This is a genomic window from Bradyrhizobium sp. B025 (assembly GCF_042257955.1).
GTDB lineage: Bacteria > Pseudomonadota > Alphaproteobacteria > Rhizobiales > Xanthobacteraceae > Bradyrhizobium > Bradyrhizobium diazoefficiens.
Map to the genome: position 1 here is coordinate 6,055,856 of NZ_CP170150.1, position 25,094 is coordinate 6,080,949.

Below are 25,094 nucleotides of genomic sequence, written 5' to 3' on the forward strand. Positions count from 1 at the left end.
CGCCGGCTCGTCTCCACCGAACGCCTTCGAGGATAATCTCTTGCGTAAAATCTGCTTTGTCATTGCTGCGATCATCTTCGTGACTTCGGGGGGAATAGCCGTTGCGGACGGTCCGGGCGACCCGACCGCCGTCAAGAAGGAAGACGACGGAAAGTGGCTCGATAAGGAAGGAAACCCGACCTACAAGATTTCGGCCGACGGCACCGTGGACTGGTTCACCTATTCCGGATATCGCCGCTATCACTCCGACTGCCACGTCTGCCATGGCCCCGACGGCATGGGATCCACCTACGCACCGGCGTTGAAGGATTCAGTCAAGACCATGAGCTATGGCGACTTCCTCGGCGTCGTCGCCTCCGGTCGCAAGAACATCTCGACCGCGCAGGAGAACGTCATGCCAGCCTTCGGCGACAACCCCAACGTCGCCTGCTACATGGACGATCTCTACGTCTATCTGCGCGCCCGCTCCAACGAGGCGTGGGGCCGGCAGCGTCCCTCCAAGAAGGAGGAGAAGAACGAGACCTACACCAAGGCGGAAGACGCCTGCATGGGCAAGAAATGAACGTTACCAGGACCGATACCACCTCTTGGCGTCCTGCGAGAATTTGAGGAGTTTACGATGAAGACACGTGCCGCCGTTGCTTTCGAAGCCAAGAAACCACTCGAGATCGTCGAAGTCGATCTGGAAGGACCGAAGGCCGGCGAAGTCCTGGTCGAGATCAAGGCGACGGGCATCTGCCATACCGACGCCTACACGCTCGACGGCTTCGACAGCGAAGGAATCTTCCCGTCGATCCTCGGCCATGAGGGCGCCGGAATCATCCGCGAGATCGGCCCCGGCGTGACCTCGGTCAAGCCGGGCGACCACGTCATCCCGCTGTACACGCCGGAATGCCGGCAGTGCAAAAGCTGCCTGAGCCAGAAGACCAATCTCTGCACCGCGATCCGCGCGACGCAGGGCAAGGGCGTGATGCCCGACGGCACCAGCCGCTTCTCCTACAAGGGCAAGCCGATCTACCACTACATGGGCTGCTCGACCTTCTCGAACTTCACCGTGCTGCCCGAGATCGCCGTCGCCAAGATCCGCGAAGACGCGCCGTTCGACAAGAGCTGCTACATCGGCTGCGGCGTCACCACCGGCGTCGGTGCGGTCGTCAACACCGCCAAGGTCGAGCCGGGCGCCAACGTGGTCGTGTTCGGCCTCGGCGGCATCGGACTGAACGTCATCCAGGGCGCCAAGATGGCCGGCGCCGACAAGATCATCGGCGTCGACGTCAATGATTCCAAGGAGGACTGGGGCCGCCGGTTCGGCATGACCCACTTCGTCAACCCGAAGAAGATCACCGGCGACATCGTTCCGCATCTCGTCAACCTCACCGACGGCGGCGCCGACTACACCTTCGACTGCACCGGCAACACCACCGTGATGCGCCAGGCGCTGGAAGCCTGCCATCGCGGCTGGGGCACCTCGATCATCATCGGCGTCGCCGAAGCCGGCAAGGAGATCGCCACCCGCCCGTTCCAACTCGTCACCGGCCGCAATTGGCGCGGCACGGCCTTCGGCGGCGCGCGCGGCCGCACCGACGTGCCGAAGATCGTCGACTGGTACATGAACGGAAAGATCCAGATCGATCCGATGATCACCCACGTGCTCAAGCTCGAGGAGATCAACAAGGGCTTTGACCTCATGCACGAGGGCAAATCCATCCGTTCCGTCGTCGTCTACTAGCTCACTGCCATCACCCCAAGGAGGATCGTCCCATGACTATTGCACTCCACCCATCGATCGACAACGGCCTCAAACAGGGCAGCGGCAGCTTCGCCGGCGGCACGCTCGCCTGCAAATGCAAGGACCATCAGGTCAAGGTCGGCATCAAGGGCGACGTCGCCCACAACCACGCCTGTGGCTGCACCAAGTGCTGGAAGCCGCAGGGCGCGACATTCTCCGTCGTCGCGGTGGTGCCGCGCCAGAACGTCACCGTGCTCGAGAACGGCGACAAGCTCGAGATCGTCGATGCCTCCGCGGTGATCCAGCGCCACGCCTGCAAGGCCTGCGGCACGCACATGTACGGCCGCATCGAGAACAAGAACCATCCGTTCTACGGCCTCGACTTCATCCATCCCGAACTGTTCCAGGAGCAGGGATCGCAGGCGCCGCAATTCGCCGCCTTCGTCTCCTCGGTGATCGAATCCGGCGTGAAGCCGGAGCAGATGGCCGGCATCCGTTCGCGGCTGAAGGAAATCGGGCTCGAGCCTTATGACTGCCTGTCGCCGGCGCTGATGGACGCGATCGCGACCCACGTGGCGAAAGCCAAAGCAGCCTGACGAAGGCGACCTGAACGAGGCGGCCCGAGCAGGGCCGCCGGACCCACGCCACGTCCGCTCGCTGGTTCCGACCAGCACCAGCGAGCCGGACGGAGGTGGCTTCCCACGATCGCGACGAAGCCGCCACTTCTGCACTCTGCGTCTACGAGGGCCACGCTCCCTCAGTCCTGGTCTCTGAATGACTGCGCAGTGCCGCCCGCTTTCCGATTGAAGTCGGCGGCACCTGCGTTTCTCCCTCCCTCGACTGAGGCATCCTGCTTCGTCCGTACAGTCTTTCTGGCGGACGAAGCTTTTTTGCTGCGGCCTGCTTTGCAATTGCGCAATGCGCGCGGCGCGATACCGCGCCCTGCTTTTGACAAATCACAGATGCAACCTCTTCACGCCGAGAACAACCGGCTGTGAATGCCGGACCGGCGCGATCCCTGCTACGATCGCGCCGTGACGATGCCGCGCGAAGTTCAATCAAATAAGAACAAAACGGGAGGTATCGAACACATCCAGACATCGCCATTGGCGTTCCTGCCTCCCTCCGGGATTTGCCCGCGCGGGATGACGGCGGAACGCGGCAACGACGCACCGCCGCCGGCGCATGCCGGCGCATTTAATTCATGCTTATGAAGAGCGAGGGACGATCATGATCAAGGTGAAGATCAACGGCCAGGAACAGAGCTGGGACGGCGACCCGAATCTCCCGCTACTCTGGTTCCTGCGCGACGAGGCCGGGCTGACAGGCACCAAGTTCGGCTGCGGCCAGGCCTTGTGCGGCGCCTGCACCGTCATCGTCGACAAGGAGGCGGTGCGCTCCTGCGTCACGTCGATCAACGACGTCGCCGGCCGCGAGGTCACGACCATCGAGGGATTGCATCCGAACGGCGATCACCCGGTTCAAAAAGCCTGGCGCCAGGTCAACGTGCCCCAATGCGGCTTCTGCCAGGCCGGCCAGATCATGCAGGCCGCGGCGCTCCTGATGGACAACCCGAAACCCTCGCACGACCAGATCCGCGAGGCGATGTCCGGCAACATCTGCCGCTGCGGCTGCTACCAGCGCATCGAGAACGCGGTCCATCTCGCATCGACGGGAGTGTGACATGAATTTCATCGACAATCCCCGGAAGCTTCACAGCTTCGAAAAGAACATCCGTGTCGAGAAGGTCTCGCGCCGCAGCATCCTGAAGGGGCTCGGCGTCACCGGCGGCTTCGTGCTTGCCGCGCCCGTGATGTCCCGCCAGGCATTTGCCTATGAGACCGGCGCCGGAAAAATGCCGCATGGCGTCGTGGTCGATCCGCGCGTGTTCGTCGCGGTCGCGCCCGACGGCATCGTCAGCATCGTCGCCCACCGCTCCGAGATGGGCACCGGCGTGCGCACCAGCCTGCCGCTGATCGTGGCCGAGGAGATGGAGGCCGACTGGTCCAGGGTCAAGGTGCAGCAGGCCCATGGCGACGAGGTCAAGTTCGGCAACCAGGACACCGACGGCTCGCGCAGCACGCGGCATTACCTCATCCCGATGCGCCAGATCGGCGCCGCCGCCCGCACCATGCTGGAACAGGCCGCCGCCAAGCGCTGGGGCGTTCCGGCAACGGAGGTCAAGGCGGTCAATCACGAGGTCGTCCATAGCGGCAGCGGGCGCAAGCTCGGCTTCGGCGAACTCGCGGCCGACGCCGCCAAGGAATCGGTGCCGAGCGTCGAAGGCCTCAAGCTGAAGGACCCCAAGGACTTCCGCTATCTGACCAAGGGCCAGATCGGCATCGTCGATCTTCACGACATCACCACTGGCAAGGCGCGCTACGGTGCGGACGTGCGCCTTCCCGGCATGAAATATGCCGTGATCGCGCGCCCGCCGGTGACCGGCGGCAAGCTCGCCTCGTTCGATCCGAACGAGGCGTTGAAGGTGCCCGGCGTCGAGAAGGTGATGCAGGTGCGCGGCTGGCCGTGGCCGTCGAAGTTCCAGCCGCTCGGCGGCGTCGCGGTGATCGCGCGCAATACCGGCGCGGCGATCAAGGGCCGCGATGCGCTGAAACTGGTCTGGGACGACGGCGCCAACGGCAAATACGACTCCGTCGCCTACCGCAAGGAGCTCGAGGAGGCCTCGCGCAAGCCCGGCCTCGTCGTGCGCAAGGAGGGCGATGCGGACGCCGCCCTGAAGGGCGCCGACAAGGTGATCGTCGGCGAGTACTACGTCCCGCATCTCGCCCATGTCGCCATGGAACCGCCGGTGGCGGTCGCCGACGTCAAGGGCGACAAGGCCGAGATCTGGGCGCCGGTGCAGAGCCCGGGCGGCACCCGCGAGGACGTCGCCAAGACGCTCGGCATTCCGGAAGCGAACGTCACCGTCAACGTCACCCTGCTCGGCGGCGGTTTCGGCCGCAAGTCGAAATGCGACTATGCGCTCGAAGCCGCGCTGCTGTCGAAGGAGCTGGGCGCGCCGGTGAAGGTGCAGTGGACGCGGGAGGACGACATCCACAACGGCTTCCTGCACACCGTCTCGGTCGAGCGGATCGAGGCCGGCCTCGACAAGAGCGGCAAGGTGATCGCCTGGCGCCACCGCAGCGTGGCGCCCAGCATCGCCTCGACCTTTGCGGCCGGCACGGTGCATCAGGCGCCCTTCGAGCTCGGCATGGGCCTCGTCGACATGCCGTTCGAGATCGCCAACATCTCCTGCGAGAACCCGGAGGCTGCGGCGTTCACCCGCATCGGCTGGTTCCGCTCGGTCTCGAACATCCCGCGCGCCTTCGCGGTGCAGTCAATGGTCGGCGAGATCGCGAACGCGACCGGCCGCGACCAGAAGGAGACGCTGCTCGCGCTGATCGGCAGCCCGCGGATCGTCAAGCCCGCGGTGAAGGACATGTGGAACTACGGCGAGCCGCAGGACAGCTACCCGATCGACACCGCGCGCCTGCGCAAGGTGGTCGAGCTGGTGGCCGAGAAGGGCGAATGGGGCCGTCAGGTGCCGAAGGGCCACGGTCTCGGCATCGCAGTACACCGCAGCTTCGTCAGCTACATCGCGACCATCGTCGAGGTGGCCGTCGACGACAAGGGCAAGCTGACGGTGCCGCGGGTCGACACCGCGATCGACTGCGGCACCTACGTCAACCCCGAGCGCATCGCCTCGCAGATCGAGGGCGCGGCGATCATGGGTCTCAGCCTCGCCAAATATGGCGAGATCACCTTCAAGGACGGCAAGGTGCAGCAGAAGAACTTTGACGACTTCCAGGTCGTCAGGATCGACGAGTCTCCCATGGTGACCAACGTCCACATCGTGCCGCCCGCGCCGGGCACGCCGCCGAGCGGCGTCGGCGAGCCCGGCGTTCCGCCGTTCGCGCCGGCGCTGATGAATGCCATCTTCGCCGCGACCGGAAAACGCATCCGGAGCTTGCCGATCGGCAAGCAATTGGAGGCGTAAGGAACGCACGCGGCCTCGCGCCGTCTCCATCAGCCGATGTGCCCTCTCCCCCTGTGGGAGAGGGCAGCGACGCCGGTTGCTACGATCTCGCTCGGGTGAGGGGTTTGTCTCCGCGGATAGAGACCCCTCATCCGGCGCTTCGCGCCACCTTCTCCCACACAAGGGGAGAAGGGAAGACAGCACTCTCGACACACACAAAAATGCGGCGGACGTTTCCGTCCGCCGCATTCGCCACCCCCCTTGCTGCTCCGCCTCTTTCGATCCGCCCGCGGAGCTATTTCTTCAGCGCGAACACCCAGATCACGCCGCCCTGCGGCACATTGGCCTCGATGCCGATGTTGTTGGTCACCAGCGCATCCTGGATCCGCTGCGCGTCCACACCCCATCCCGACTGGATCGCGATGTATTGCGTGCCGTCGATCTCATACGACACCGGCATGCCCATGATGCCGGAGTTGGTCTTCTGCTCCCACAACAGCTCGCCGGTCTTGGCGTTGAAGGCGCGGAAGTTGCGGTCGTTGGTGCCGCCGGCAAAGATGAGATCGCCCGCGGTCGCCGTCACCGAGCCGAACAGCTGCGACTTCGGGAAGTTGTGCTGCCACACCTTCTTGCCGGTAACGGGATCCCAGGCCTGGAGCTCGCCAAAATGATCCGCGCCCGGCTTGGTCTTCAGCCCGATGTCTTCCGGCTTGGTGCCGAGCCAGAGCTCGCCCGGCTTGAGTGCGACCTTCTCGCCGGTGAATCCGCCGCAGAAATTCTCGTTGGCGGGCACGTAAACCAGGCCCGTCTTCTGGCTGTAGGCCGCCGACGGCCAGTCCTTGCCGCCCCATAGAGAGGGACAGAACTCCACGCGCTTGCCAATCACCGGCTTGTGCGCGGGATCGACGATTGGCTTGCCGGTTTCGGCATCGATGCCCTTCCAGACGTCGGTGGAGACGAACGGCCAGCCTGCCACGTAGTTGATCTTGGTCGGCGTGCGCTCGAGCACCCAGAAGATCGCATCGCGCCCCGGATGGACCAGGCTCTTGATGCTGCGGCCATCGCGTTGCAGGTCGATCAGCATCGGCGCTTCGACCTCGTCCCAGTCCCAGGAATCGTTCTGATGGTACTGGTGATAGGTCTTGATCTTGCCGTTGTTCGGATCGAGCGCGAGCACCGACGAGGTGTAGAGATTGTCGCCGGGATGGGTCTCGCCCGGCCACGGCGCCGCGTTGCCGACGCCCCAATAGATCGTCTTGGTGTCCTTGTCGTAATTGCCGGTCATCCAGGCCGAGCCGCCGCCGTTCTTCCAGTCATCGCCCTGCCAGGTGTCGTGACCGGGCTCGCCTTCGCCGGGAATGGTGTAGGTCCGCCACAGCTCCTTGCCGTCCTTGGCGTCATAGGCGGCGACATAGCCGCGCACGCCGAACTCGCCGCCGGAGCCGCCGACGATGACCTTGCCGTCGACGATAAGCGGCATCAGGGTCATGTACTGGCCCTTCTTGTAGTCCTGCACCTTGGTGTCCCACACGACCTTGCCGGTCTTGGCGTCGAGCGCGACGACATGATCGTCGGTGGTGGCGAGATAGAGCTTGTCCTCCCACAAGCCGACGCCGCGGCTGGTCGGATGCAGCTGGAACAGATCGTCGGGGAGCTGCCGCTTGTAGCGCCAGTACTCGTCGCCGGTTTTCGCGTTCAGCGCGATCACCTGCCCCATCGGGGTCGCCACGAACATCACGCCATTGTTGACGATCGGCGGCGCCTCGTGGCCTTCGACGACGCCTGTTGCAAACGTCCAGACCGGCGTGAGACCCTTCACGTTCGAGGTGTTGATCTGGTCGAGCGGGCTGTAGCCCTGCCCGTCATAGGTGCGCCGATAGAGCATCCAGTTGCTCGGTTCCGGATTCTCCAGGCGCTGCGCGGTGACCGGAGAATAATTCTCGATCGGGCCGGCACCGGCGGCGGTCGAGGCAAGACAGGTGAAGGCGACGAAGCCGGACAGAAACCATTGCTTCCTGGTCATGGACGTTCCCCTTTTTCATCCGTTTGAATTCTTGTGTTGAATTCTTTTCGTTCGTCCCGTCGTCCGCCCGTCGGCGGATGCGGCCTCTCGTGACGCGGGCACAACCCGCGACCGTCCATCATCCTGGCTGCGCGCCACCTACCTTTCCGATGAAGTTTCCGGCGACGCTGAGCGAACCTTCAGCGAACGCCAGTGGCAGCGCCGCGAGCCGTCGCGGTGCCGGCCCGAACACGACCTGCGCGCCCGCGCGAGGATCGTATTCGGAGTTGTGGCACATGCACTTGAGCACCTCCTTGTCGCCGACGTCGCTCTTCACCCAGGCGGTGACGGGACAACCGGCATGGGCGCAGATCGCCGAATAGGCGATGATGCCGTCGACGGCGCGCGCGCGGGTCTGCTCGTCGAGCTCGGCGGGATCGAGCCGGATGACCAGGATCTCGTTGAGCCGCGAGGCGCTGCGCACGACCGAGGTCTTGGGATCCTTCGGCCAGGCATGCACCGGCGGCCCGCCGGCCTGCAGGTCGGCCGCCGTGATCAGCTTTCCCTCCTGGTCACCTTCGGAGAAGACGAGCACATCGCCCTTCTGCGGTCGTTCGTCGGAGCCTGGCGGATCCTCGCCTGCGCGCGCCGATGCGGAACAGCCGAGGCAGGCCGTGGTGGCGAGCGCACCCAGCAGCAGCGTTCGCCGCGTCTGCTCTGCGCCCGCGTCAACTTCAGGTTCCGCAGGGTTCTCGGAAGATGAGGAATTGATGTTGAACGATGCGCGCGACATGCCCGCTAGCAGGCGCTGGAACTCTGCCGAAAAAAAGGCGAAGAATTGGCGCCGCAGTGCATCAATATGGCTCTGCTCGCTTTGATTGAACGAGAGTGAACGCGTTCAAACGTATTTTCACCAGTTCTACGTCGCACCACGCGAGCGGCATGATGATTTTGCAGATCAGACCGATGATGTTGGAATTGGTGCAACGCGCCATCGCGCGATGTGAGCTGCACGTTTCTCAGGCAGGCATTTTGTGTTTCACGATCTGAGCACGTGACGCGGCGAAGCGATGCGGCCTGCGACGGTTGCCGACGCCATTTCAAAACTGTCGGCGATGCGCCGTGCCTTGTCGATGAAGAGCGCCGCCGCCGCGGGCGGACAGACGTCGCGCGCGGTCTGTTCGAACAGATCGAGCCAGCGGTCGAAATGATCGCCGACAAGACCGAGCGGCAGATGCGCGCGCATCGGCGAGCCATGATAGCGGCCGCTCATCAGCACGACTGACGACCAGAAATCCCCGAGCTTGGCCAGATGCTCGTCCCAATTCCGCACGACCGCGAACACCGGCCCCAGGAGCGCGTCCTCGCGCACGCGCCCGTAAAAGCGGGCGACGAGTTCCGCGATCATCGCTTCGGTGATCCCGGTGCGCTCGATCGCATCCTGGGTCAGCAGGTTCCGGCGCGCGGCTGCCGCCTCACGCTCGGCCTTCAGTCGATCCGACATTGTCCTTTGTTATCCGTTCCGTTGTTCCCGCGGGCCACCCGTTCAACATTGTCGGGTCAATTGCGCGCGGCGTCTTTGTCGCAGCGCAAATTGCGGGAGGGGCGGCGAGGCTCGAAGGCCCCGCCGCCTACGCCTGTCATCAGGCGCCGTAAGTGTAGAAACCCTGCCCGGTCTTGCGGCCGAGATGGCCGGCATCGACCATTTCCTTCAGCAAGGGGGCCGGACGGTATTTGGGGTCGTTGAAGCCTTTATAAAAGACCTCCATCACCGACAACATGGTGTCGAGCCCGACGAGATCGGCGAGCGCCAGCGGCCCGATCGGATGGTTGCAGCCGAGCTTCATGCCGGCGTCGATCTCTTCCGCCGTCGCGATCCCCTCCTGGAGGGCGAAGATCGCCTCGTTGATCATCGGGCAGAGGATGCGGTTGACCGCGAAGCCCGGACTGTTCTTGGCCGTGATCGCCACCTTGCCGACGCGCTGGGCGAAATCGAGCGCCTTGGCGTGGGTGTCGTCGGAGGTCTGCAGGCCGCGGATGAGCTCGAGCAGCGCCATCACCGGCACAGGATTGAAGAAGTGCATGCCGATGAAGCGGTCGGGGCGATCGGTTGCGGCGGCAAGCTTCGTGATCGAGATCGACGAGGTATTGGTTGCAACGAGCGTGCGCGGCGACAGCGTCGCGCAGAGGTCCTTCAGGATCTTGACCTTGAGCTCCTCGTTCTCGGTGGCGGCCTCGATCACCAGGTCGCAATCGGCCAGCTTCGCCCGATCGGTGGTGCCGGTGATGCGCTTGAGCGTCGCCTCGCGGTCGGCCGCCGACATCTTCTCCTTCTTGACCAGGCGCTCGAGGCTGCCGCCGACGGTCGAAAGCCCGCGGTTCACCGCCGCATCGGAAATGTCGACCATCACGACCGAGAGCCCGGCCGCTGCGCAGATTTGCGCGATGCCGTTCCCCATGGTCCCTGCCCCGATGATGCCAACGGTTTGGATCATTGCGTCACATCCTTCTCATCCTTGCGGGCGTGCCGGTAGCGGCGCGGCCCCATTGTTCCTGCATCAGGGTCTAGCACCGCCGCGGGGGAGGCGCGACCTGATCCTGCCCCTTCCTTAAAGCATCCATCGCGGGAATAAAGCCGCAAAAGGGCATGATTTGGAGGCCTCGGGCCCGTTTGGCCCGCGCCATGCGGCGCATGCGCCCGTCCAGGCTGCGGTCAGGACCGGATCGATCAGCGGAGGCAACCTGCGGCGTCAGTCGCCTCATCCGAGACGGAGCACCTTGCCCGGATTCATGATGTTCTTGGGGTCGAGCGCCCGCTTGATCGTGCGCATGATGTCGAGCTCGGTCCTGGAACGATAGTGTTGGAGCTCGTCGAGCTTCTCGATGCCGATGCCGTGCTCGGCCGAGATCGAGCCGGCCATGGACGTGATCAGGTCGTTGACGACCCGCGTGATCGCCGCAGAGTACTGGTTGAGCGTCTCGCGATCCATGCCCTTCGGGCCCATGAAGGAGAAGTGCACATTGCCGTCGCCGATGTGCCCGAGCGGATAGGGGCGGATCGTCGGCAGGATCTCGAGCACGGCCTTGAGACCCCTGTCGATGAACTCGGGAATCCGCGAGATTGCGACCGACACGTCGTAGCTGAGGCCCGGCCCCTCGGCGCGCGATGCCTCGGCCACACTCTCGCGAATGCGCCACATGTTGCGCGACTGCGCTTCGGTTTGCGCGATCACCGCATCGAGCACCCGGCCCGCCTCGAGCTGATCGGCCAAGAACTGCTCCATCCGGTCCGACATGCACGTGCCGCCGTCCTGCCGCGGCCGGGCCGACGACCATTCGAGAAGGAGATACCATTCGGTCTCGGCCTTGAGAGGGTCCTGGGTGCCGGGAATATGGCGCAGCACCATGTCGGTGCAGGCGCGGCTCATGAGCTCGCAGGAGCCGACATTGTCGTCGGACGCGGCATGCGCCTCCGACAGGAGCTCGATCGCCGCCCTGGGATCGCGGATCGCGAGCCATGCCGTGCACACGTCCTTCGGCGCGGGCCAGAGCTTCAGCACCGCCTTGGTGATGATGCCGAGCGTCCCCTCGGCACCCATGAACAGATGCTTGAGGTCATAGCCGGTGTTGTCCTTCTTGAGTGCGCGCAGCCCGTCCCAGACATCGCCGTTGGCCAGCACGACCTCGAGACCCAGCACCAGATTTCGCGCATTGCCGTAACGCAGCACCTGCACGCCGCCGGCGTTGGTGGAGAGATTACCGCCGATCATGCACGAGCCCTGGGCACCGAGGCTGAGCGGAAAGAAGCGGTCGTGGCGCGCGGCCGTGTCCTGGAGCGTCTGGAGGATGCAGCCCGCCTCCACCGTCATGGCGTAGCCGACGGGATCGACATTCAGCACATGGTTCATGCGACCGAGCGACAGCACGATGCCGCGGTGCGCCGGCCACGGCGTGGCACCACCCATCAGGCCGGTGTTGCCGCCCTGCGGCACGATGGCAATGCCGTTGTCGTAGCAGAGCTTGACGACAGCGGAGACTTCCGCGGTATTGGCCGGACGCACGACCGCCGCGGCCTGCCCTGTCAGCTCGCCGCGCCAATCGGTCACGAACGGGCGCTTGTCCTGCTCGTCCAGGATCAGGCCCTTGTCGCCCACGATGGCTCGCAAGCGGTCGAGAATGGCTGGCGTCACGGGCGCAGTCGGAATGGAGGGAGCGGTGAGAAGGGCTGCGCCCGGCATGTGTTCCTCGCTTTGCGGCTCTTCTGCGCAGCCTGGGGCGCGCCGGCCTTCGTTGTCGTTCTCAATTCTGGACGTTTGCGCGATGAGCCTAGCACGAAGGTAACGCTCGCGGGAACGTCCCCGGCTGCGACGCTTGCGCAAACCTGCCTCGGCTGCTGAACGGGAAGCGCACTTCCGTCGACGCCCGGCGTGCCTTACTGTGCCAAGATCAACCTGGATTGGAGATCATGAGCCGCTTCTGGAGTCCCGTCGTCCACACGCTGTCGCCCTACGTCCCGGGCGAGCAGCCGAAGCAGGATGGCGTCGTCAAGCTCAATACCAACGAGAATCCCTATCCGCCCTCGCCGCGCGTCCTGGCGGCGATCGCATCGGCTGCGGAGCGGCTGCGCCTCTATCCAGATCCGCGCGCCACGCGCCTGCGCGAGGCGATCGCGGCGCATTGCGATGTTGCGGCCGAGCAGGTGTTCGTCGGCAACGGCTCCGACGAGGTTCTGGCCCACACCTTCCCGGCCCTTCTGAAGCACGACAGCCCGCTTCTGTTTCCCGACGTCACCTACAGCTTCTACCCGGTCTATTGCCGCCTCTATGGCGTAGCTCACGAGGAGGTGCCGCTCGATGCAGCGATGAGGATCGAGATCGCCGACTACAGGCGGCCATCGAGCGCCATTCTTCTCTGCAATCCGAACGCGCCCACCGGCATCGCCCTTCCGCGCGACGCGGTCGCGGCACTGCTCGCCGAAAACCCGGACCGGCTGGTGGTGGTGGACGAGGCCTATGTCGATTTCGGCGCCGAGAGCACCGTGCCGCTCGTTGCGCACCACGACAATCTGCTCGTCATACAGACCTTCTCGAAGTCGCGCGCGCTCGCAGGCTTGCGGGTCGGATTTGCCCTCGGCCAGCGGCCGCTGATCGAGGCGCTGGAGCGCGTGAAGGACAGCTTCAACTCCTATCCCGTCGATTGTCTCGCCATCGCCGGCGCCGTCGCCGCCATCGAGGACGAGGCATGGTTCCTCGAGAGCCGCACCCGCATCATCGCGAGCCGCGACGTGCTCACGCGCGATCTCGCGCAACTCGGCTTCGAGGTGCTGCCGTCGCTTGCGAACTTCGTGTTCGCGCGTCATCGGCGCCGGAGCGGTGCCGATCTCGCGGCCGTCCTTCGCCAGCGCGGCGTGCTGGTCCGCCATTTCAAGAAGCCGCGCATCGAGGACTTCCTGCGCATCACGGTCGGAACGGATGAGCAGTGCGGCCGGCTGATTGAAGTGCTGCGCGAGTTGATCTAGTTGAGGGCATGCGGCGGCCCGCCGCATGCTCACCACAATGGAAGTTGCAGGGACCAGTCTGTGACGCGCCTTTGCCGCCTCGACATCGACGCCCCGGAGGCCGCCCGAACATTGAAGTTCAGGCGCGGATGAACGACTTCGCACGATCCGTTGGTGCCGCCTTCGCGCTGATCGGCGAGGCCGATTCCGAGCTTGTGGGCATCGTCGCCTTGTCGGTGCGCGTCAGCCTGACCGCGAGCATCGTCGCGCTCCTGATCGGCGCACCGTTCGGCGCCTTGCTCGCGATCGCCCGTTTTCGCGGACGTCAGGTCATCATCGTGCTGACCAATGCGCTGCTCGGCCTGCCGCCGGTCGTGGTCGGGCTCGCGCTCTATCTGCTGCTGTCACGGTCCGGCCCGCTCGGGGCGGCCGGCCTGCTGTTCACGCCGGCGGCCATGGTGATCGCGCAGACGCTGCTCGCGACACCGATCGTGGTGGCGCTGGTGCACAGGCCGGCGAGCCTGCTCTGGGCGGAGTATGGCGATCTGGCGCGGATCGACGGGCTGTCGGTCCTGCGCAGCATGGGGCTCCTGTTCGCGCTGGGACGGACTTCGCTGCTGACGGCCTTTCTCGCGGCCTTCGGGCGCGCCATCGCCGAGGTCGGCGCCATCATCGTCGTCGGCGGCAACATCCGCGGCTTCACGCGCACGATGACGACCGCCATCGCGCTGGAAACCAGCAAGGGCGACCTGCCGCTGGCGCTGGGGCTCGGGCTGATCCTGCTCGCGCTCAGTGTGGCGGTGTCGACCGTCGCTTTCCTGCTAGTTGGACGCGTTGGGGAAAAATAGCTGCTCGCCGCCGACCTTGTAGCCGGCAATCGCCTGCTGTCCCTTCGGGGAAACCAGCCAGTCGATGAAGGCCTGCCCATCCTGCGCCTTCACGTTGGAATGCTTTGCCGGATTCACGAGCATGACGCCGTACTGGTTGAAGAGCCGCTTGTCCCCCTCGGTCAGGACGGCGAGCTCGCCGCGGTTCCTGAACGACAGCCAGGTGCCACGATCCGACAGAAGATAGGCGTTCGAGGACGAGGCCATGTTCAGCGCCGGCCCCATGCCCTGACCGATCTCGCGATACCAACTGTCCTTGCCGGCACTGAGATCGACGCCTGCCTCTTTCCACAATCTCAGCTCGGCTGCGTGCGTGCCGGACTTGTCGCCGCGCGAGATAAACGGCGCCTTCGCCGCCGCGATCTTGCGCAGCGCGTCAGCGACGTCCTTGCCGCCGCCAATCCGCGCCGGATCGCTGTTCGGCCCGACGATGACGAAGTCGTTATACATGACGTCGAAACGCTTCACGCCCTGCCCTTCGGACATGAACTGGTCTTCGGCGGGCCTGTCATGGACGAACACCACGTCGGCATCGCCTCTCCGCCCGATATCCAGCGCCTGGCCGGTGCCGACGGCTACGACCTTCACGTTGATGCCCTCGGCCTTCGAGAACAGCGGCAGCAAATAGCCGAACAGGCCCGACTGTTCCGTCGATGTCGTCGAGGCCACGGTGATGGTGCGATCCTGCGCAAATGCGCATGTTGACCAGACCAGAACCGCTGCGATGGCGGCAAGCTTCCTCATTGTGACGTCCTCGCTCCCCAGACAGCTCAAACTACGCGGGGAGGATGACGCAGGGAAGCCCGACGTTCGGCGCAGGATCAGCGGCCGGGGCAGTACCGCATGACGACCCGGATCGCCTGTGGCTCCGGCTCCTTCACCCAGGCGCCTTCGTGCAGCCAAAGCTTGTCGTCGCCGATGACATAGGCGAACGTCACGGTATCGAAGCCTCTGGGATTGCGAACCGTGACCTCGCCGCAGGCCACCTCGATGGAGCGGCCCTGCGGGTCCGACGCGTGGCTGGTCCAGGAGATGTGGATCTCCGCGTTCGGCGGAATGAGGTGAGCTGCGATCTTTGGCGTGAGATCGTCTGCAAGCGCGGGCGCGCAGATGAATGCGGCCAGGGCTGCCGCCAGGAATGTCTTGTGGATCACGTCTTCTCTCCGTCATTTCGCGAGGAAGCGTATCCACGTTCCGTGCAGTTGCACTGTGGTCGTCGTCACAATGGCGACCGGCGGTAACGCCGTGCCTTCATGACGTCCGCAGTCTCTCTCGCGCGCGATGGTGTGCTGATGTTCTGCAATTGGTCCCACCTACATTGACATCGGTGTGACGGCCGGGGCAGTTTTTCATATTGCTGGCGAATCAGCGATTGCTTCACGCCGAGTACCTCTTGGACAACTCCCTGTGCTTTCGAGACTGATATCGTTGCTGCGCCGCATCCCTGCGGTGAAATGGGCGTTTACGAGGCTTCGGCCCTTGCCGCACGGCGGAAGCATTGACGTTTTGCCGATCGCCACGGACGATTCGCCTGCCATCGTCGTCGACGTTGCAGAGGCCGCGCGCACTCCCGACATCAGCATCAGCGCCGATCCACCGCTCAGCGACCCGGGCATCGCGGTCGCGGCGCCGGTCGCCGAGGACGACACTGCGATCTCTATCATCGCGGAGAGTCCGCCGGCTGCGCGGACAGATACCGGCGACAGCGACGGTTCACCTCCGGAGACGCCGACGGAGGTCAACGAGGTCGTCGTGGAGGAGGCTTCGATCTCGTCTGTCGACGAGGAGACCGGGCCCGTTGATGTTCCCGAACTCACCGTCAGCGAGGCCGCACCTGCGGAACTCGGGACGGACGTCGAGTCGGTCGGCGCCGAAAAGGCCTCAGTCCCGTCTGTCGACGTCGATAGCGCGCCGGTCGACATTCCCGAACTCATCGTCAGTGGCAGTCCATCTCGCGAACTCTCGGCCGGCGTTGAGCCCGCCGTCGCCGAGGCGGCACCGGTTTCGTCCGTCGACGTTGAAATCGCTCCGGCTGCTACCCTCGACGTCGTCGTCAGCCACGAGCCACCTCCTAGCGTCCTCGTGGATGTTGAGCCGGCCGTCGTGGACGACCCGCCTGTCGCTCTTGTCGAGATCGAGGTCTCTGCGGCTGATATCCCAGCCGTCAGCGTCGACAGCGGGTCAACCGCCGACGTCGCCATGGAGATCGAGCCGGTCCCCGCAAGCGATCCCGCACCAGTCACAGCGGTCGCCACGGAGGACACTTCTGCCGCCACCTCCGGGGTCGACGCGGACATCGTGCCGGAGCCGATCCTTGCGTCTCCCGCACCGGAGATCCGCAACGCACCGAAAGTTCGCGCAAAAGCGACGGAACCCGTCGATCGCGCGGCGCTGATCCGGCAGCGGTGGGCGGAGACCGGGATCAGGATGTGGAATCCGCGGCTTCACGGCACCGGCGATGCCACGCTGAACATCCAGGGCCGGGTCGAGCTGCTGCCGCCCGCGCCCGGCGAGACGATGCCGCGCTACGACAAGCTCGAGTTCAGGATGCTGGGCGGGCAGATCGTTTGCGAGGGCGTCATCGTCGAGGCGCCCGCACAGGCGAGCCATCGCAGCTTTACCCGGCTCGCCGAGCCAGGGAAGCCAGACCGGGTCCGCGAGCCGGTGCGGGAACGCCAGGCCGCTCTCGCCTGATCCTTTTCCCTGCGGGGATACTCGCCATATGCTAGGCTGACGCCCCGGATATGGGAGATCGCATGCCCGCGACATCGTTGCGATTGATCGTGATCGTCGCCCTCTGCATCTCGCAAGGAGCATTGGCGGCGTCCAGTAAGCGGCCGCGCCACGTTCCGGCGACGGCACCCGCCGTCGATCCTGCGGCGCCCTACAAAGCCGACCGGCTCTCGTCCTCGCGTGGCGAGACGATCCTCGATACGCCCGGCCAGACCACCGTGCTCACGCGGCAGGTCCTCGACGACATGAAGGCAACGAGCCTGCGGGACGCAATGCGCTCGACCGCCGGCGTGACGATCGGGCGATAGGCTCGCGCTCAGCTTTCACCAAACGCACCGATATTCCCGCACGGCCCACGAATTTTTGCGGACACGTGGCAGTTGCCCCGAGCGCCAGCCACGACGTAACTTGCGCACCGCTCGGGCCACAACGCCCGCGCCAGACCAAAACGCCAAGAACACTGTGGGAGGTAAACTATGAGAAGGCTAACGGCCGCGCTGTGTGCTCTGACCCTGCTCTCGACTGGCGCGCAGGCGCAAACCATCAAGGATTTTCTGGCAGTCGCCATGAAGAAATGGACGGCGCCGTTCGAGCCGTTCCAGCTCATCGACAACATCTACTATGTCGGAACCGACGGCATTGCCGTCTATGTCATCAAGACATCGCAGGGCCTGATCCTGATGGACACGGCGATGCCGCAGTCAACCGGCATGATCAAGGACAATATTGCGAAGCTCGGCTTCAAGGTTGCCGATATCAAGCTCATCCTCAACACGCACGCGCATCTCGACCACACCGGCGGCTTCGCCGAGATCAAGAAGGAGACCGGCGCGCAGCTCGTTGCCGGCGAGCGCGACAAGCCACTGCTCGAAGGCGGCTACTATCCGGGTGACGAGAAGAACGAGGACCTCGCCTTCCCCGCGGTGAAGGTCGATCGCGCGGTGAAGGAAGGCGACAAGGTCACGCTCGGAGACACCACGCTGACGGCACACGCAACACCGGGCCACTCGCCGGGCTGCACGAGCTGGGAGATGAACGTCAAGGACGGCAAGGAGGACCGCGAGGTGCTGTTCTTCTGTAGCGGCACGGTGGCGCTGAACCGGCTGGTCGGCCAGCCGACCTACGCCGGCATCGTCGACGACTACCGCGCGACCTTCGCAAAGGCCACGGCGATGAAGATCGACGTGCTGCTCGGGCCGCATCCGGAAGTCTATGGCATGCAGGCCAAGCGCGCAGAGATGAAGGATGGCGCGCCGAACCCGTTCGTCAAGCCGGGCGAGCTCGTGACCTACGCGACCGGCCTGTCGGAGGATTTCGACAAGCAGCTCGCCAAGCAGACCGCGGCGCTGGAGAAGAAATAGCGTCATCAGATGCTGCCTTCCACCTCTCCTCGGGCGGGGAGAGGTGCGGCAACAGGTTGCGGCGACACACATAGTTAGCAGAGTGTAGCCGCAGCCTTGCAGTACTTTGCACTCGATACTGCTCGTTTCCATGGCCTCATATCGTTAACGCGACCTCACCAACGCACGCGAGCGGAACGGCTGCGGCAGCGTGCAACCAGCGCTAGCCTTTCCGCACGAAACTCGTCTAACGCGCCCTTTACCCCCGCTGTGCAAAATCGCCCTCGTTTTGAAGGGATCCGGGGCGCGTATTTCAATGCCTGTCGCCAATTTGAAGTCTCACTTCGCCGCCGCAATGCGGCTGTTTCGCGTACCGGCGGACAACCCGGACCTGACGCGCGCGCAGTTCGACGCCTTCTCCAAGCAGGTCCCGCTGCTCTACTTCATTCTCATGAGCAACACGATCGCGGTCGCCTACACATATGTGAACGTGGCGCCGGACTGGTTGACGATGATCGTGCCGAGCGTGCTGACCGTGCTTGCGGCCCTGCGCACCTTCTGGTGGCTGCGCCAGCGTCACCTCGTGCGCAGCGACGCCGACATCCTGCGCAATCTGCGCGCCACCAACTGGATGACATTGCCGATCGGCGCAGGCTTCACCATCTGGTCCTTCGCCCTCTACCCTTACGGCGATCCTTTCGCCAAGAGCCAGGTCGCCTTCTACATGGCGGTGACCGTGATCGGCTGCATCTTCTCGCTGATGCATTTGCGCTCCGCGGCGCTGATCGTGACGCTGGTCGTCGATGTGCCCTATGTGCTGTTCTTCTGGGCCACCGGCGAGCCGACGCTGAAGGCGATCGCGGTCAACAATTTGCTGGTCTCCGGCGCGATGGTGACGGTGCTGTTCATCTATTATCGCGACTTCGCCGACCTCGTTGCCAGCCGCAAATCGCTGCTGGCGCAGCAGGCGGCGACCCAGGCACTCTCGGACGAGAACTTCCGCCTCGCCAATCTCGATTCCCTCACCGAGCTGCCGAACCGCCGCCGCTTCTTTGCCGAGCTGTCCAGCGCCTTCGTTGATGCCGAGCGCAGGAGCGTCCGCGTCGCGGTCGGGATCATCGATCTCGACGGCTTCAAGCCGATCAACGACAATTACGGGCACTCGGTCGGCGACCGCGTCCTGATCGAGGCGGGCCGACGCATCCGCGAGGCCTGCGAGGGCTTCGGCCCGCAGCGGGTGGAGTTCGCCCGGCTCGGCGGCGACGAGTTCGGTCTTGTCGTGTGCGGCGACCCCGAGGAGGCGGATCTGACGCGGCTCGGCGAACGCATCGGCGACCAGGTCAAGCTTCCCTACCAGCTCGACACCGCCCATACCGGTCTATCCTGCTCGATCGGCTTCGCATTGTTCCCGCAGTCGGCAACGACGGCGGAAGCGCTCTATGAATGCGCCGACTATTCGCTCTATCACGCCAAGCGCCATCTGCGCGGCCGCACCGTGATCTTCTCGAGCGAGCTCGAGGCCGAGATCCGCAGCCGCGGCGTCATCGAGAATCTGCTGCGCACCGCCGATTTCAGCACCGAGATGGACCTGGTGTTCCAGCCGATCGTGGACGCCATGAGCGAGCACACTACCGGCTTCGAGGTCCTGGCGCGCTGGCACAGCTCCCGCCTCGGCCTGGTTTCGCCGGCCGACTTCATCCCGGCCGCCGAGCGCATCGGCCTGATCCGGCCGCTGACGCAGGCGCTTCTGATCCGCGCACTCGCGACGGCCAGGACCTGGCCCGACCACATCCGCCTGTCGTTCAACCTCTCCGCCCACGACATCTGCTCGCCCGAAGGGATCCTGCCGCTGATCAGCATCGTGGAGAAGAGCGGGCTGCCGCCACACCGGATCGATTTCGAGATCACCGAGACCGCCGTCACCTTCGACTTCGTGCGCGCGCAGCAGTCGATCGCGGCATTGAAGGCAATGGGCTGCGGCATTTCGCTGGACGATTTCGGCACCGGCTATTCCTCGCTGAGCCACGTGCACCGCCTGCCGCTCGACAAGATCAAGGTCGACCGCAGCTTCGTCGCCGACATCAACGACAATCCCGTCAGCCACAAGATCATCAAGTCGCTCACGGGCCTCTGCGACGACATGGAAATCGCCTGTGTGGTCGAGGGCGTCGAGACCCGCGCCCAGCTCGACAGCCTGCGCCGCCTGGGATGCGACTTCATCCAGGGCTACTATTTCGCAAAGCCCATGCGGGGCGATGCAATCGGCGAGTACCTCGCGAAGGAACGGCAACGCCTCGACGGCGCCGAGGCCAAGGTTGTGGCCTGAGGTCACACCGCGCAGTAGCGCTCCTGAATGTCCTTGTCCGCCAGCAGCGCCGCGGCGCTGCTTTGATGCACGACCTCGCCCTGGTCGATGATCACGGCACGATCGGCAAGCCGCAGGGCCCATTCGACATTCTGCTCCACCAGAAGCAACGTCTTGCCTTCATCACGCAGGCGGCGGAACAACACGCCCATTTCCTCGACCAGCACAGGCATGATCCCCTCCGAGGGCTCATCGAGCAGGACCATCCTGGGCCTGGCGATCAGGGCGCGCGCGATCGCCAGCATCTGTTGCTCGCCGCCGGAGAGCGTCACGCCCTCCTGATCGAGGCGTTCCTTCAGGCGCGGAAAGGTCTCGGCGATCTCGTCGATCGCGGTGCGCTCATCGATCTCGCTGCCGGCAGCAACCAGGCCGAGCCGCAGGTTCTCGCGCACGGACAGGCCAGGGACGATGCGGCGCTCTTCGGGCACATAAGCGAGGCCAAGATGAAAGCGCTGATGGGCGCGGAGCGGCAACAGCTCCCTGCCCGCAAAGCGCACGCGACCCGTCGCTTTCGGCATAAGGCCCATCATTGCCCGCAAAGTCGTGGTCTTGCCCGCACCGTTGCGGCCGACGAGCGCAACCACTTCGCCCTCCTTCACCTGCAGGGAAATGCCGTGAAGGACATGGCTCGCGCCATACCAGGCGTGGAGGTTCTCGATTTCGAGCAGCGCGGTCTCAGCCATAGCCTTCACTCTGTCCGAGGTAGACCCGGCGGACTTCCGGATTGCTCCTGATCTCGTCGGGCGCGCCGTCCGCCAGCAGGCGGCCGTGATGCAGCACCACGACGCGCTTGGACAGGCCCAGCACCATCTTCATCTTGTGCTCCACCAGCAGCACGGTGCGCTTGTCGGCGAGCCGTTCGAGCAGCGCGACCATGTCCTTGGTCTCCTCCGGTCCCATGCCGGCGGTCGGCTCGTCGAGCAATAGCAATTCCGGCTCGGAGACCAGCGCAATCGCGATCTCCAGCGCGCGCTGCTGGCCATGCGACAGGAATTTCGCCACCTCGCTGCGCTTACCGAGCAGCCCGACGGCGTCTAGCGCGGCATCGGCCCGCACATTCAGCTCCGCCAGCCGGGCACGGTTGCGCCAGATGTCGTAGCTGACGGTCAGCGCCTGTGCTGCCACGCGCACGTTCTCGTGCACGGACAGGTCCGGGAAGATGTTGGTGATCTGGTAGGAGCGCGAGATGCCCTGATGCACGAAGCGATGCTGGGGCAGGCCATTCAGCTCGCGTCCCCTGAAGTGCAGCTTGCCCGAGGTCGGCGTCAAAGCACCCGAGAGAATGTTGAAGAAGGTGCTCTTGCCGGCGCCGTTCGGCCCGATGATCGAGGTGAGCTGTCCCGCCGCAAAGGACACGGTGATGCCTTCGAGCGCGACGAAGCCTCCAAAGCGCTTGCCGATCCCTTCGGCGCGAAGCAACTCGCCGCTCATGGCCGTGCCTTTCCGATGCCGAGCGCATCGAGCAGCGTGCCCCAGATGCCCTTGGGCAGGAACAGCACAAAGAGGACGAAGATCGCGCCGACAAAGATCTGCCAATGCGGCGTCCAGAGCGAGATGACGTCCTCCAGGATCAGAAAGCTCGCCGCGCCGACGAACGGACCGAAGAAGCTGCGGGCGCCGCCGAGCAACACCATCATCACGATCATGCCGGAGGTCTGGTAGTGCAGGATGTCCAGCGGCACGATCGACAGATGCAGCGCCAGCATGCAGCCGCCGAGCGAGGAGATCGCGCCCGACAGCATGAACACGATCAGCTTGCTGCGCTCGACGTCATAGCCGCAGGCCCGCGCCCGCTGCTCGTTCTCGCGGATCGCCTCGATCACGGCACCGAACGGCGAGTTCAGGATGCGCGACTGGAACCACAGCGCCAGCGCCGCGAAGACCATCAGCACGTAGTATTTGTTGATGGGATCAAGAAAATTGACGGGAAGGCCGAACAGGCTGATGCGGTCGACGGTGAAGCCGCGCAGGCCGTTCTCGCCGCCGGTGAAGGACGAGGCCTGCAGCGCGACGTAATAGACGAGCTGGGCCAGCGCCAACGTCACCATGGAGAAGTAAATGCCACGGGTGCGTGTCGAGACGATACCGATCGCAGCAGCGAGGCAGGTGCTGAGGAGCACGGCGATCGGCACCGCGGCGAACCAGGCCACGCCGTAGCGGCCGATCGCAATGCCGGTGAAGTAGGCGCCCGCGCCGAAGAAGGCGGCCTGGCCGAACGACAACAGCCCGGTGTAGCCGAACAACAGATTGTAGCCCATCACCACGACCCCGTAGATCAGGACGTTCACGGCCAGCGCCTGTGACGGCAGCAGCCAGGGCAGCACGGCAAGCACCGCGATCGAGAGCAGCACACGCTGGTCGAGAATCCAGGCGATCCCATTGCGCGAGGGCCGGGCTACCGACTCGCCGCTCGAAGGCAGCATCACGCGGTCCTCCCTCTGACGCCGAACAGGCCCTGCGGGCGGATCAGCAGCACCACCGCCATCAGCGCGAACATGACGATGGTCGCCATCTCAGGGGCGAACAGCGCGACCATGCTGATGGATATGCCGACCATGAGGCCGGCAACGACAGCCCCGACGATCGAACCAAGGCCACCGATCACGGTCACCACGAACGCCTCCGCAAGCACGAGCGAGCCCATCTCCGGATTGACGCTGCGCATGGGACCGGCGAGCACGCCGCCGAGCGCGGCGAGCCCGACGCCGAGGCCGAAGATCGCAAGCCAGACCCGGCCGATATCGACGCCGAGCACCTGCATGATGGTGGGATCGCGCGCGCCGGCGCGCACGATCAAGCCGATGCGGGTCTTTTCCAGTGTCAGCCAGAGCACCAGCAGCACCACGGCCACCAGCGCGATGACGAACAGGCGGTAGCGCGGGAAGAAGCCGATGCCGAGATCAAGCACGCCGACCAGTTGCGGCGGGGTTGGAAACGGAATGCCGTCGCTCCCGAACACGATGCGCACACCTTCGACGAGGATGTAGCTGAGGCCGAAGGTGAGCAGCAACGGATCGTCGATCGAGCGTCCATAGAGCCTGCGGATCAGGACGAACTCGATCAGCATGCCGAAGGCGCCGATCAGGATGGGCGCGAGCAGCAGTCCCCACCAGAAGCTTCCGGTGAGCGACGCCAGATACAGCCCAGCATAGGCCCCGATCATGAACAGCGCGCCATGGGCGAAATTCACCACCCCGAGCATGCCGAACACGATCGTCAATCCAAGCGCAGTGATCACCAGGACCGCCCCAAGGGCGATCCCGGAGAGAAGCTGCATGATGATCAGCGACAGGTCCATCGTCACAAGACTTACGTCGCGTGGCCGAGTTCGCTGCAGCTGCGCAGCATGTCGTCGGAGCCGGCGTCATTGGCGAGAATGGCGAACAGATCGTTGTCGTTGGTCATCGCGGACTTCTTCTTGGACTCCAGCACCAGCACCGACTGCACCGACTGATGATCGCATTTGCGGTAGTGCTGCGGCCCCTTGGTCAGATCGTACTGCAGCTTCTCCAGGGCATCGACGACCTTGTCGGTGTCGGTGCCGCCGGCGGCCTCGATGGCGGCCAGCAGCGATCCGACGCCAGAATAGCCATAGGCACCGTAATCGGTCGGGATCGCGCCGCCGTTGGCGGCCTTGAATGCCGCGTTGAAGCTGGCTGCCGTCTTGCTCTGTGTCTCAAGGCCCCAATAATAGTTGGCGCCGCCGACCACGCCCTCGAACACGTCGGGGCCAACCGCGAGGCGCTGGTTGTGCAGGATGACGGGCACGACGATCTTCATCTGCTGCTTCACGCCGAAATCGACCGCCTGCTTGATCGCGTTGGCCTGGTCCCGGCCGAAATTGGAGATGCAGAGCACGTCCGGTCGCATCGACATCAGCCGCGGCATGAAGGTGGAATAGTCGGCCGCCCCGAACGGATGCAGAATTTCGCCGACAGTGTCAGCACCAATGGTCGTCTGCGCGCGCTTGAAGCCGCGCAGCATTTCATGGCCGTAGGCATAGTCGGCAACGAGATGGGCGACCTTCATGCCCTTCTTCAGGGTCTGCCGCGCTACCGCAGCGGTGGTCATGTGCGGGTTGAGCGCCTCGTGGAATGTGTACTTGCTGAAATCCTTGGCCTCGTTGATCGTGTCGGACTGACTGATCGAGACGTAGATCACGCCGCGGGCGCGGGTGACCTCGTTGACTGCGAGCTGCACGGCGCTGGAGAGCGCGCCGACCACCGCATGAACCTTGTCTTTCTCGATCAACTCCAGTGTGCGGGTCGCAGCTTCGCCCGCATTGAGCTTGTCGTCGCGGACCAGCAGCTCGACCTTGCGGCCGCCGATGCCGCCCTTGTCGTTGACGAGCTTGACCGCGAGCTCGGCGCATCTGACCTGGTCGCGCGCTTCCGCTGCGAACGGGCCCGTCAGCGGCGTCGGGAAGCCAATGCGGATCGTCTCATCGGCGGCGCGGCCGAGCCGGGGCATCGCGAGCAGCGCCGCGCTGGCCGAGAGGCCGGCGAGTGCGGTGCGGCGGGTTATTTTCGGGGTCGAACCGGATTTAGGCATGATTTCCTCCAGGG

The 25,094-nt window shown here is 64.7% G+C and carries 23 protein-coding genes; 11 read left to right on the forward strand and 12 right to left on the reverse strand.

Annotated features, from left to right (window positions below):
* The first annotated feature begins 40 nt into the window (after positions 1 to 40).
* The 5 genes from ACE10W_RS28460 to ACE10W_RS28480 all read left to right on the forward strand — a co-directional run bounded on the left by ACE10W_RS28460 (position 41) and on the right by ACE10W_RS28480 (position 5,726).
* Entirely contained in the window at positions 41 to 562 is a 522-nt protein-coding gene (locus tag ACE10W_RS28460) for a c-type cytochrome, methanol metabolism-related (protein WP_249162777.1), read from the forward strand.
* A 57-nt stretch (positions 563 to 619) separates the two neighbouring features.
* Positions 620 to 1,729 (forward strand): S-(hydroxymethyl)glutathione dehydrogenase/class III alcohol dehydrogenase, encoded by a 1,110-nt coding sequence (locus ACE10W_RS28465; protein ID WP_011088955.1) that lies wholly within the window; start codon positions 620 to 622, stop codon positions 1,727 to 1,729.
* A gap of 32 nt (positions 1,730 to 1,761) precedes the next feature.
* Entirely contained in the window at positions 1,762 to 2,325 is a 564-nt protein-coding gene (gene gfa, locus ACE10W_RS28470; RefSeq protein WP_011088956.1) for an S-(hydroxymethyl)glutathione synthase, read from the forward strand.
* Between the two features lie 634 nt (positions 2,326 to 2,959).
* On the forward strand, positions 2,960 to 3,412 hold the full coding sequence (locus tag ACE10W_RS28475; RefSeq protein ID WP_011088958.1) for a (2Fe-2S)-binding protein: 453 nt from the start codon (positions 2,960 to 2,962) through the stop codon (positions 3,410 to 3,412).
* Position 3,413: 1 nt separating this feature from the next.
* Positions 3,414 to 5,726: a molybdopterin cofactor-binding domain-containing protein gene (locus tag ACE10W_RS28480; RefSeq protein WP_028174356.1), complete on the forward strand. Its 2,313-nt coding sequence runs from the start codon at positions 3,414 to 3,416 to the stop codon at positions 5,724 to 5,726.
* A gap of 274 nt (positions 5,727 to 6,000) precedes the next feature.
* Here the strand turns inward: ACE10W_RS28480 and ACE10W_RS28485 are convergent, their stop codons facing one another.
* From ACE10W_RS28485 to ACE10W_RS28505, 5 genes are all read right to left on the reverse strand, one after another.
* Complete coding sequence (locus tag ACE10W_RS28485; protein ID WP_011088960.1) at positions 6,001 to 7,728, reverse strand: methanol/ethanol family PQQ-dependent dehydrogenase; 1,728 nt, start codon at positions 7,726 to 7,728, stop codon at positions 6,001 to 6,003.
* 118 nt (positions 7,729 to 7,846) lie between these two features.
* Positions 7,847 to 8,500 (reverse strand): ubiquinol-cytochrome c reductase iron-sulfur subunit, encoded by a 654-nt coding sequence (locus tag ACE10W_RS28490; protein ID WP_011088961.1) that lies wholly within the window; start codon positions 8,498 to 8,500, stop codon positions 7,847 to 7,849.
* A gap of 246 nt (positions 8,501 to 8,746) precedes the next feature.
* Positions 8,747 to 9,211 (reverse strand): group III truncated hemoglobin, encoded by a 465-nt coding sequence (locus tag ACE10W_RS28495; RefSeq protein WP_060908411.1) that lies wholly within the window; start codon positions 9,209 to 9,211, stop codon positions 8,747 to 8,749.
* A gap of 139 nt (positions 9,212 to 9,350) precedes the next feature.
* The gene (locus tag ACE10W_RS28500) at positions 9,351 to 10,202 is read right to left on the reverse strand and encodes a 3-hydroxybutyryl-CoA dehydrogenase (protein WP_011088963.1); all 852 of its coding nucleotides are present in this window, start codon (positions 10,200 to 10,202) and stop codon (positions 9,351 to 9,353) included.
* 264 nt (positions 10,203 to 10,466) lie between these two features.
* Positions 10,467 to 11,945 (reverse strand): FAD-binding oxidoreductase, encoded by a 1,479-nt coding sequence (locus ACE10W_RS28505; protein ID WP_271552125.1) that lies wholly within the window; start codon positions 11,943 to 11,945, stop codon positions 10,467 to 10,469.
* Between the two features lie 227 nt (positions 11,946 to 12,172).
* Between ACE10W_RS28505 and hisC the strand changes: the two genes are divergently transcribed.
* A complete protein-coding gene (gene hisC / locus ACE10W_RS28510; RefSeq protein WP_182872254.1) occupies positions 12,173 to 13,225 on the forward strand; it encodes a histidinol-phosphate transaminase in 1,053 nt (350 codons plus the stop codon).
* A 128-nt stretch (positions 13,226 to 13,353) separates the two neighbouring features.
* The gene (locus ACE10W_RS28515; RefSeq protein ID WP_011088966.1) at positions 13,354 to 14,052 is read left to right on the forward strand and encodes an ABC transporter permease; all 699 of its coding nucleotides are present in this window, start codon (positions 13,354 to 13,356) and stop codon (positions 14,050 to 14,052) included.
* Here the strand turns inward: ACE10W_RS28515 and ACE10W_RS28520 are convergent.
* Positions 14,026 to 14,835, reverse strand: coding sequence for an extracellular solute-binding protein (locus ACE10W_RS28520; RefSeq protein ID WP_182872255.1), 810 nt, complete (start codon positions 14,833 to 14,835; stop codon positions 14,026 to 14,028). The two genes, ACE10W_RS28515 and ACE10W_RS28520, sit on opposite strands and share 27 nt — an antisense overlap.
* A gap of 77 nt (positions 14,836 to 14,912) precedes the next feature.
* Positions 14,913 to 15,245 (reverse strand): hypothetical protein, encoded by a 333-nt coding sequence (locus ACE10W_RS28525; protein WP_182872256.1) that lies wholly within the window; start codon positions 15,243 to 15,245, stop codon positions 14,913 to 14,915.
* Positions 15,246 to 15,519: 274 nt separating this feature from the next.
* Between ACE10W_RS28525 and ACE10W_RS28530 the strand changes: the two genes are divergently transcribed.
* From ACE10W_RS28530 to ACE10W_RS28545, 4 genes are all read left to right on the forward strand, one after another.
* A complete protein-coding gene (locus ACE10W_RS28530; protein ID WP_271552124.1) occupies positions 15,520 to 16,785 on the forward strand; it encodes a hypothetical protein in 1,266 nt (421 codons plus the stop codon).
* Positions 16,786 to 16,847: 62 nt separating this feature from the next.
* The gene (locus tag ACE10W_RS28535; protein ID WP_182872258.1) at positions 16,848 to 17,132 is read left to right on the forward strand and encodes a TonB-dependent receptor plug domain-containing protein; all 285 of its coding nucleotides are present in this window, start codon (positions 16,848 to 16,850) and stop codon (positions 17,130 to 17,132) included.
* 168 nt (positions 17,133 to 17,300) lie between these two features.
* The gene (blaBJP, locus tag ACE10W_RS28540) at positions 17,301 to 18,185 is read left to right on the forward strand and encodes a BJP family subclass B3 metallo-beta-lactamase (RefSeq protein WP_304564154.1); all 885 of its coding nucleotides are present in this window, start codon (positions 17,301 to 17,303) and stop codon (positions 18,183 to 18,185) included.
* 295 nt (positions 18,186 to 18,480) lie between these two features.
* Positions 18,481 to 20,490 (forward strand): bifunctional diguanylate cyclase/phosphodiesterase, encoded by a 2,010-nt coding sequence (locus tag ACE10W_RS28545; RefSeq protein WP_271611951.1) that lies wholly within the window; start codon positions 18,481 to 18,483, stop codon positions 20,488 to 20,490.
* A gap of 2 nt (positions 20,491 to 20,492) precedes the next feature.
* Here ACE10W_RS28545 and ACE10W_RS28550 read toward each other — a convergent pair whose 3' ends face one another.
* The 5 genes from ACE10W_RS28550 to ACE10W_RS28570 are packed head-to-tail and all read right to left on the reverse strand — an operon-like array spanning position 20,493 to position 25,080.
* Complete coding sequence (locus ACE10W_RS28550; RefSeq protein ID WP_038966750.1) at positions 20,493 to 21,212, reverse strand: ABC transporter ATP-binding protein; 720 nt, start codon at positions 21,210 to 21,212, stop codon at positions 20,493 to 20,495.
* Positions 21,205 to 21,960: an ABC transporter ATP-binding protein gene (locus tag ACE10W_RS28555; RefSeq protein ID WP_011088973.1), complete on the reverse strand. Its 756-nt coding sequence runs from the start codon at positions 21,958 to 21,960 to the stop codon at positions 21,205 to 21,207. The genes ACE10W_RS28550 and ACE10W_RS28555 overlap by 8 nt, the downstream gene beginning before the upstream one ends.
* Complete coding sequence (locus ACE10W_RS28560) at positions 21,957 to 22,955, reverse strand: branched-chain amino acid ABC transporter permease (RefSeq protein ID WP_028174343.1); 999 nt, start codon at positions 22,953 to 22,955, stop codon at positions 21,957 to 21,959. The genes ACE10W_RS28555 and ACE10W_RS28560 overlap by 4 nt, the downstream gene beginning before the upstream one ends.
* Positions 22,952 to 23,827 carry a branched-chain amino acid ABC transporter permease gene (locus tag ACE10W_RS28565; protein ID WP_028174342.1) on the reverse strand — a complete coding sequence of 292 codons (876 nt, stop codon included), beginning with the start codon at positions 23,825 to 23,827 and terminating at the stop codon, positions 22,952 to 22,954. Before ACE10W_RS28565 ends, ACE10W_RS28560 begins: the two co-directional genes overlap by 4 nt.
* Positions 23,828 to 23,838: 11 nt before the next feature.
* Positions 23,839 to 25,080, reverse strand: coding sequence for an ABC transporter substrate-binding protein (locus ACE10W_RS28570; protein WP_271611952.1), 1,242 nt, complete (start codon positions 25,078 to 25,080; stop codon positions 23,839 to 23,841).
* Positions 25,081 to 25,094: the final 14 nt, after the last annotated feature.

Coding starts and splice junctions, on each gene's coding strand:
- ACE10W_RS28490 (WP_011088961.1), bottom strand. CDS start 8,500: ATGTCGCGCGCATCGTTCAACATCAATTCCTCATCTTCCGAGAACCCT.
- ACE10W_RS28500 (WP_011088963.1), bottom strand. CDS start 10,202: ATGATCCAAACCGTTGGCATCATCGGGGCAGGGACCATGGGGAACGGC.
- ACE10W_RS28475 (WP_011088958.1), top strand. CDS start 2,960: ATGATCAAGGTGAAGATCAACGGCCAGGAACAGAGCTGGGACGGCGAC.
- ACE10W_RS28550 (WP_038966750.1), bottom strand. CDS start 21,212: ATGGCTGAGACCGCGCTGCTCGAAATCGAGAACCTCCACGCCTGGTAT.
- ACE10W_RS28555 (WP_011088973.1), bottom strand. CDS start 21,960: ATGAGCGGCGAGTTGCTTCGCGCCGAAGGGATCGGCAAGCGCTTTGGA.
- ACE10W_RS28565 (WP_028174342.1), bottom strand. CDS start 23,827: ATGGACCTGTCGCTGATCATCATGCAGCTTCTCTCCGGGATCGCCCTT.
- ACE10W_RS28485 (WP_011088960.1), bottom strand. CDS start 7,728: ATGACCAGGAAGCAATGGTTTCTGTCCGGCTTCGTCGCCTTCACCTGT.
- hisC (WP_182872254.1), top strand. CDS start 12,173: ATGAGCCGCTTCTGGAGTCCCGTCGTCCACACGCTGTCGCCCTACGTC.
- ACE10W_RS28515 (WP_011088966.1), top strand. CDS start 13,354: ATGAACGACTTCGCACGATCCGTTGGTGCCGCCTTCGCGCTGATCGGC.
- ACE10W_RS28495 (WP_060908411.1), bottom strand. CDS start 9,211: ATGTCGGATCGACTGAAGGCCGAGCGTGAGGCGGCAGCCGCGCGCCGG.
- blaBJP (WP_304564154.1), top strand. CDS start 17,301: ATGAGAAGGCTAACGGCCGCGCTGTGTGCTCTGACCCTGCTCTCGACT.
- ACE10W_RS28505 (WP_271552125.1), bottom strand. CDS start 11,945: ATGCCGGGCGCAGCCCTTCTCACCGCTCCCTCCATTCCGACTGCGCCC.
- ACE10W_RS28465 (WP_011088955.1), top strand. CDS start 620: ATGAAGACACGTGCCGCCGTTGCTTTCGAAGCCAAGAAACCACTCGAG.
- gfa (WP_011088956.1), top strand. CDS start 1,762: ATGACTATTGCACTCCACCCATCGATCGACAACGGCCTCAAACAGGGC.
- ACE10W_RS28520 (WP_182872255.1), bottom strand. CDS start 14,835: ATGAGGAAGCTTGCCGCCATCGCAGCGGTTCTGGTCTGGTCAACATGC.
- ACE10W_RS28535 (WP_182872258.1), top strand. CDS start 16,848: ATGCCCGCGACATCGTTGCGATTGATCGTGATCGTCGCCCTCTGCATC.
- ACE10W_RS28570 (WP_271611952.1), bottom strand. CDS start 25,080: ATGCCTAAATCCGGTTCGACCCCGAAAATAACCCGCCGCACCGCACTC.
- ACE10W_RS28545 (WP_271611951.1), top strand. CDS start 18,481: ATGCCTGTCGCCAATTTGAAGTCTCACTTCGCCGCCGCAATGCGGCTG.
- ACE10W_RS28480 (WP_028174356.1), top strand. CDS start 3,414: ATGAATTTCATCGACAATCCCCGGAAGCTTCACAGCTTCGAAAAGAAC.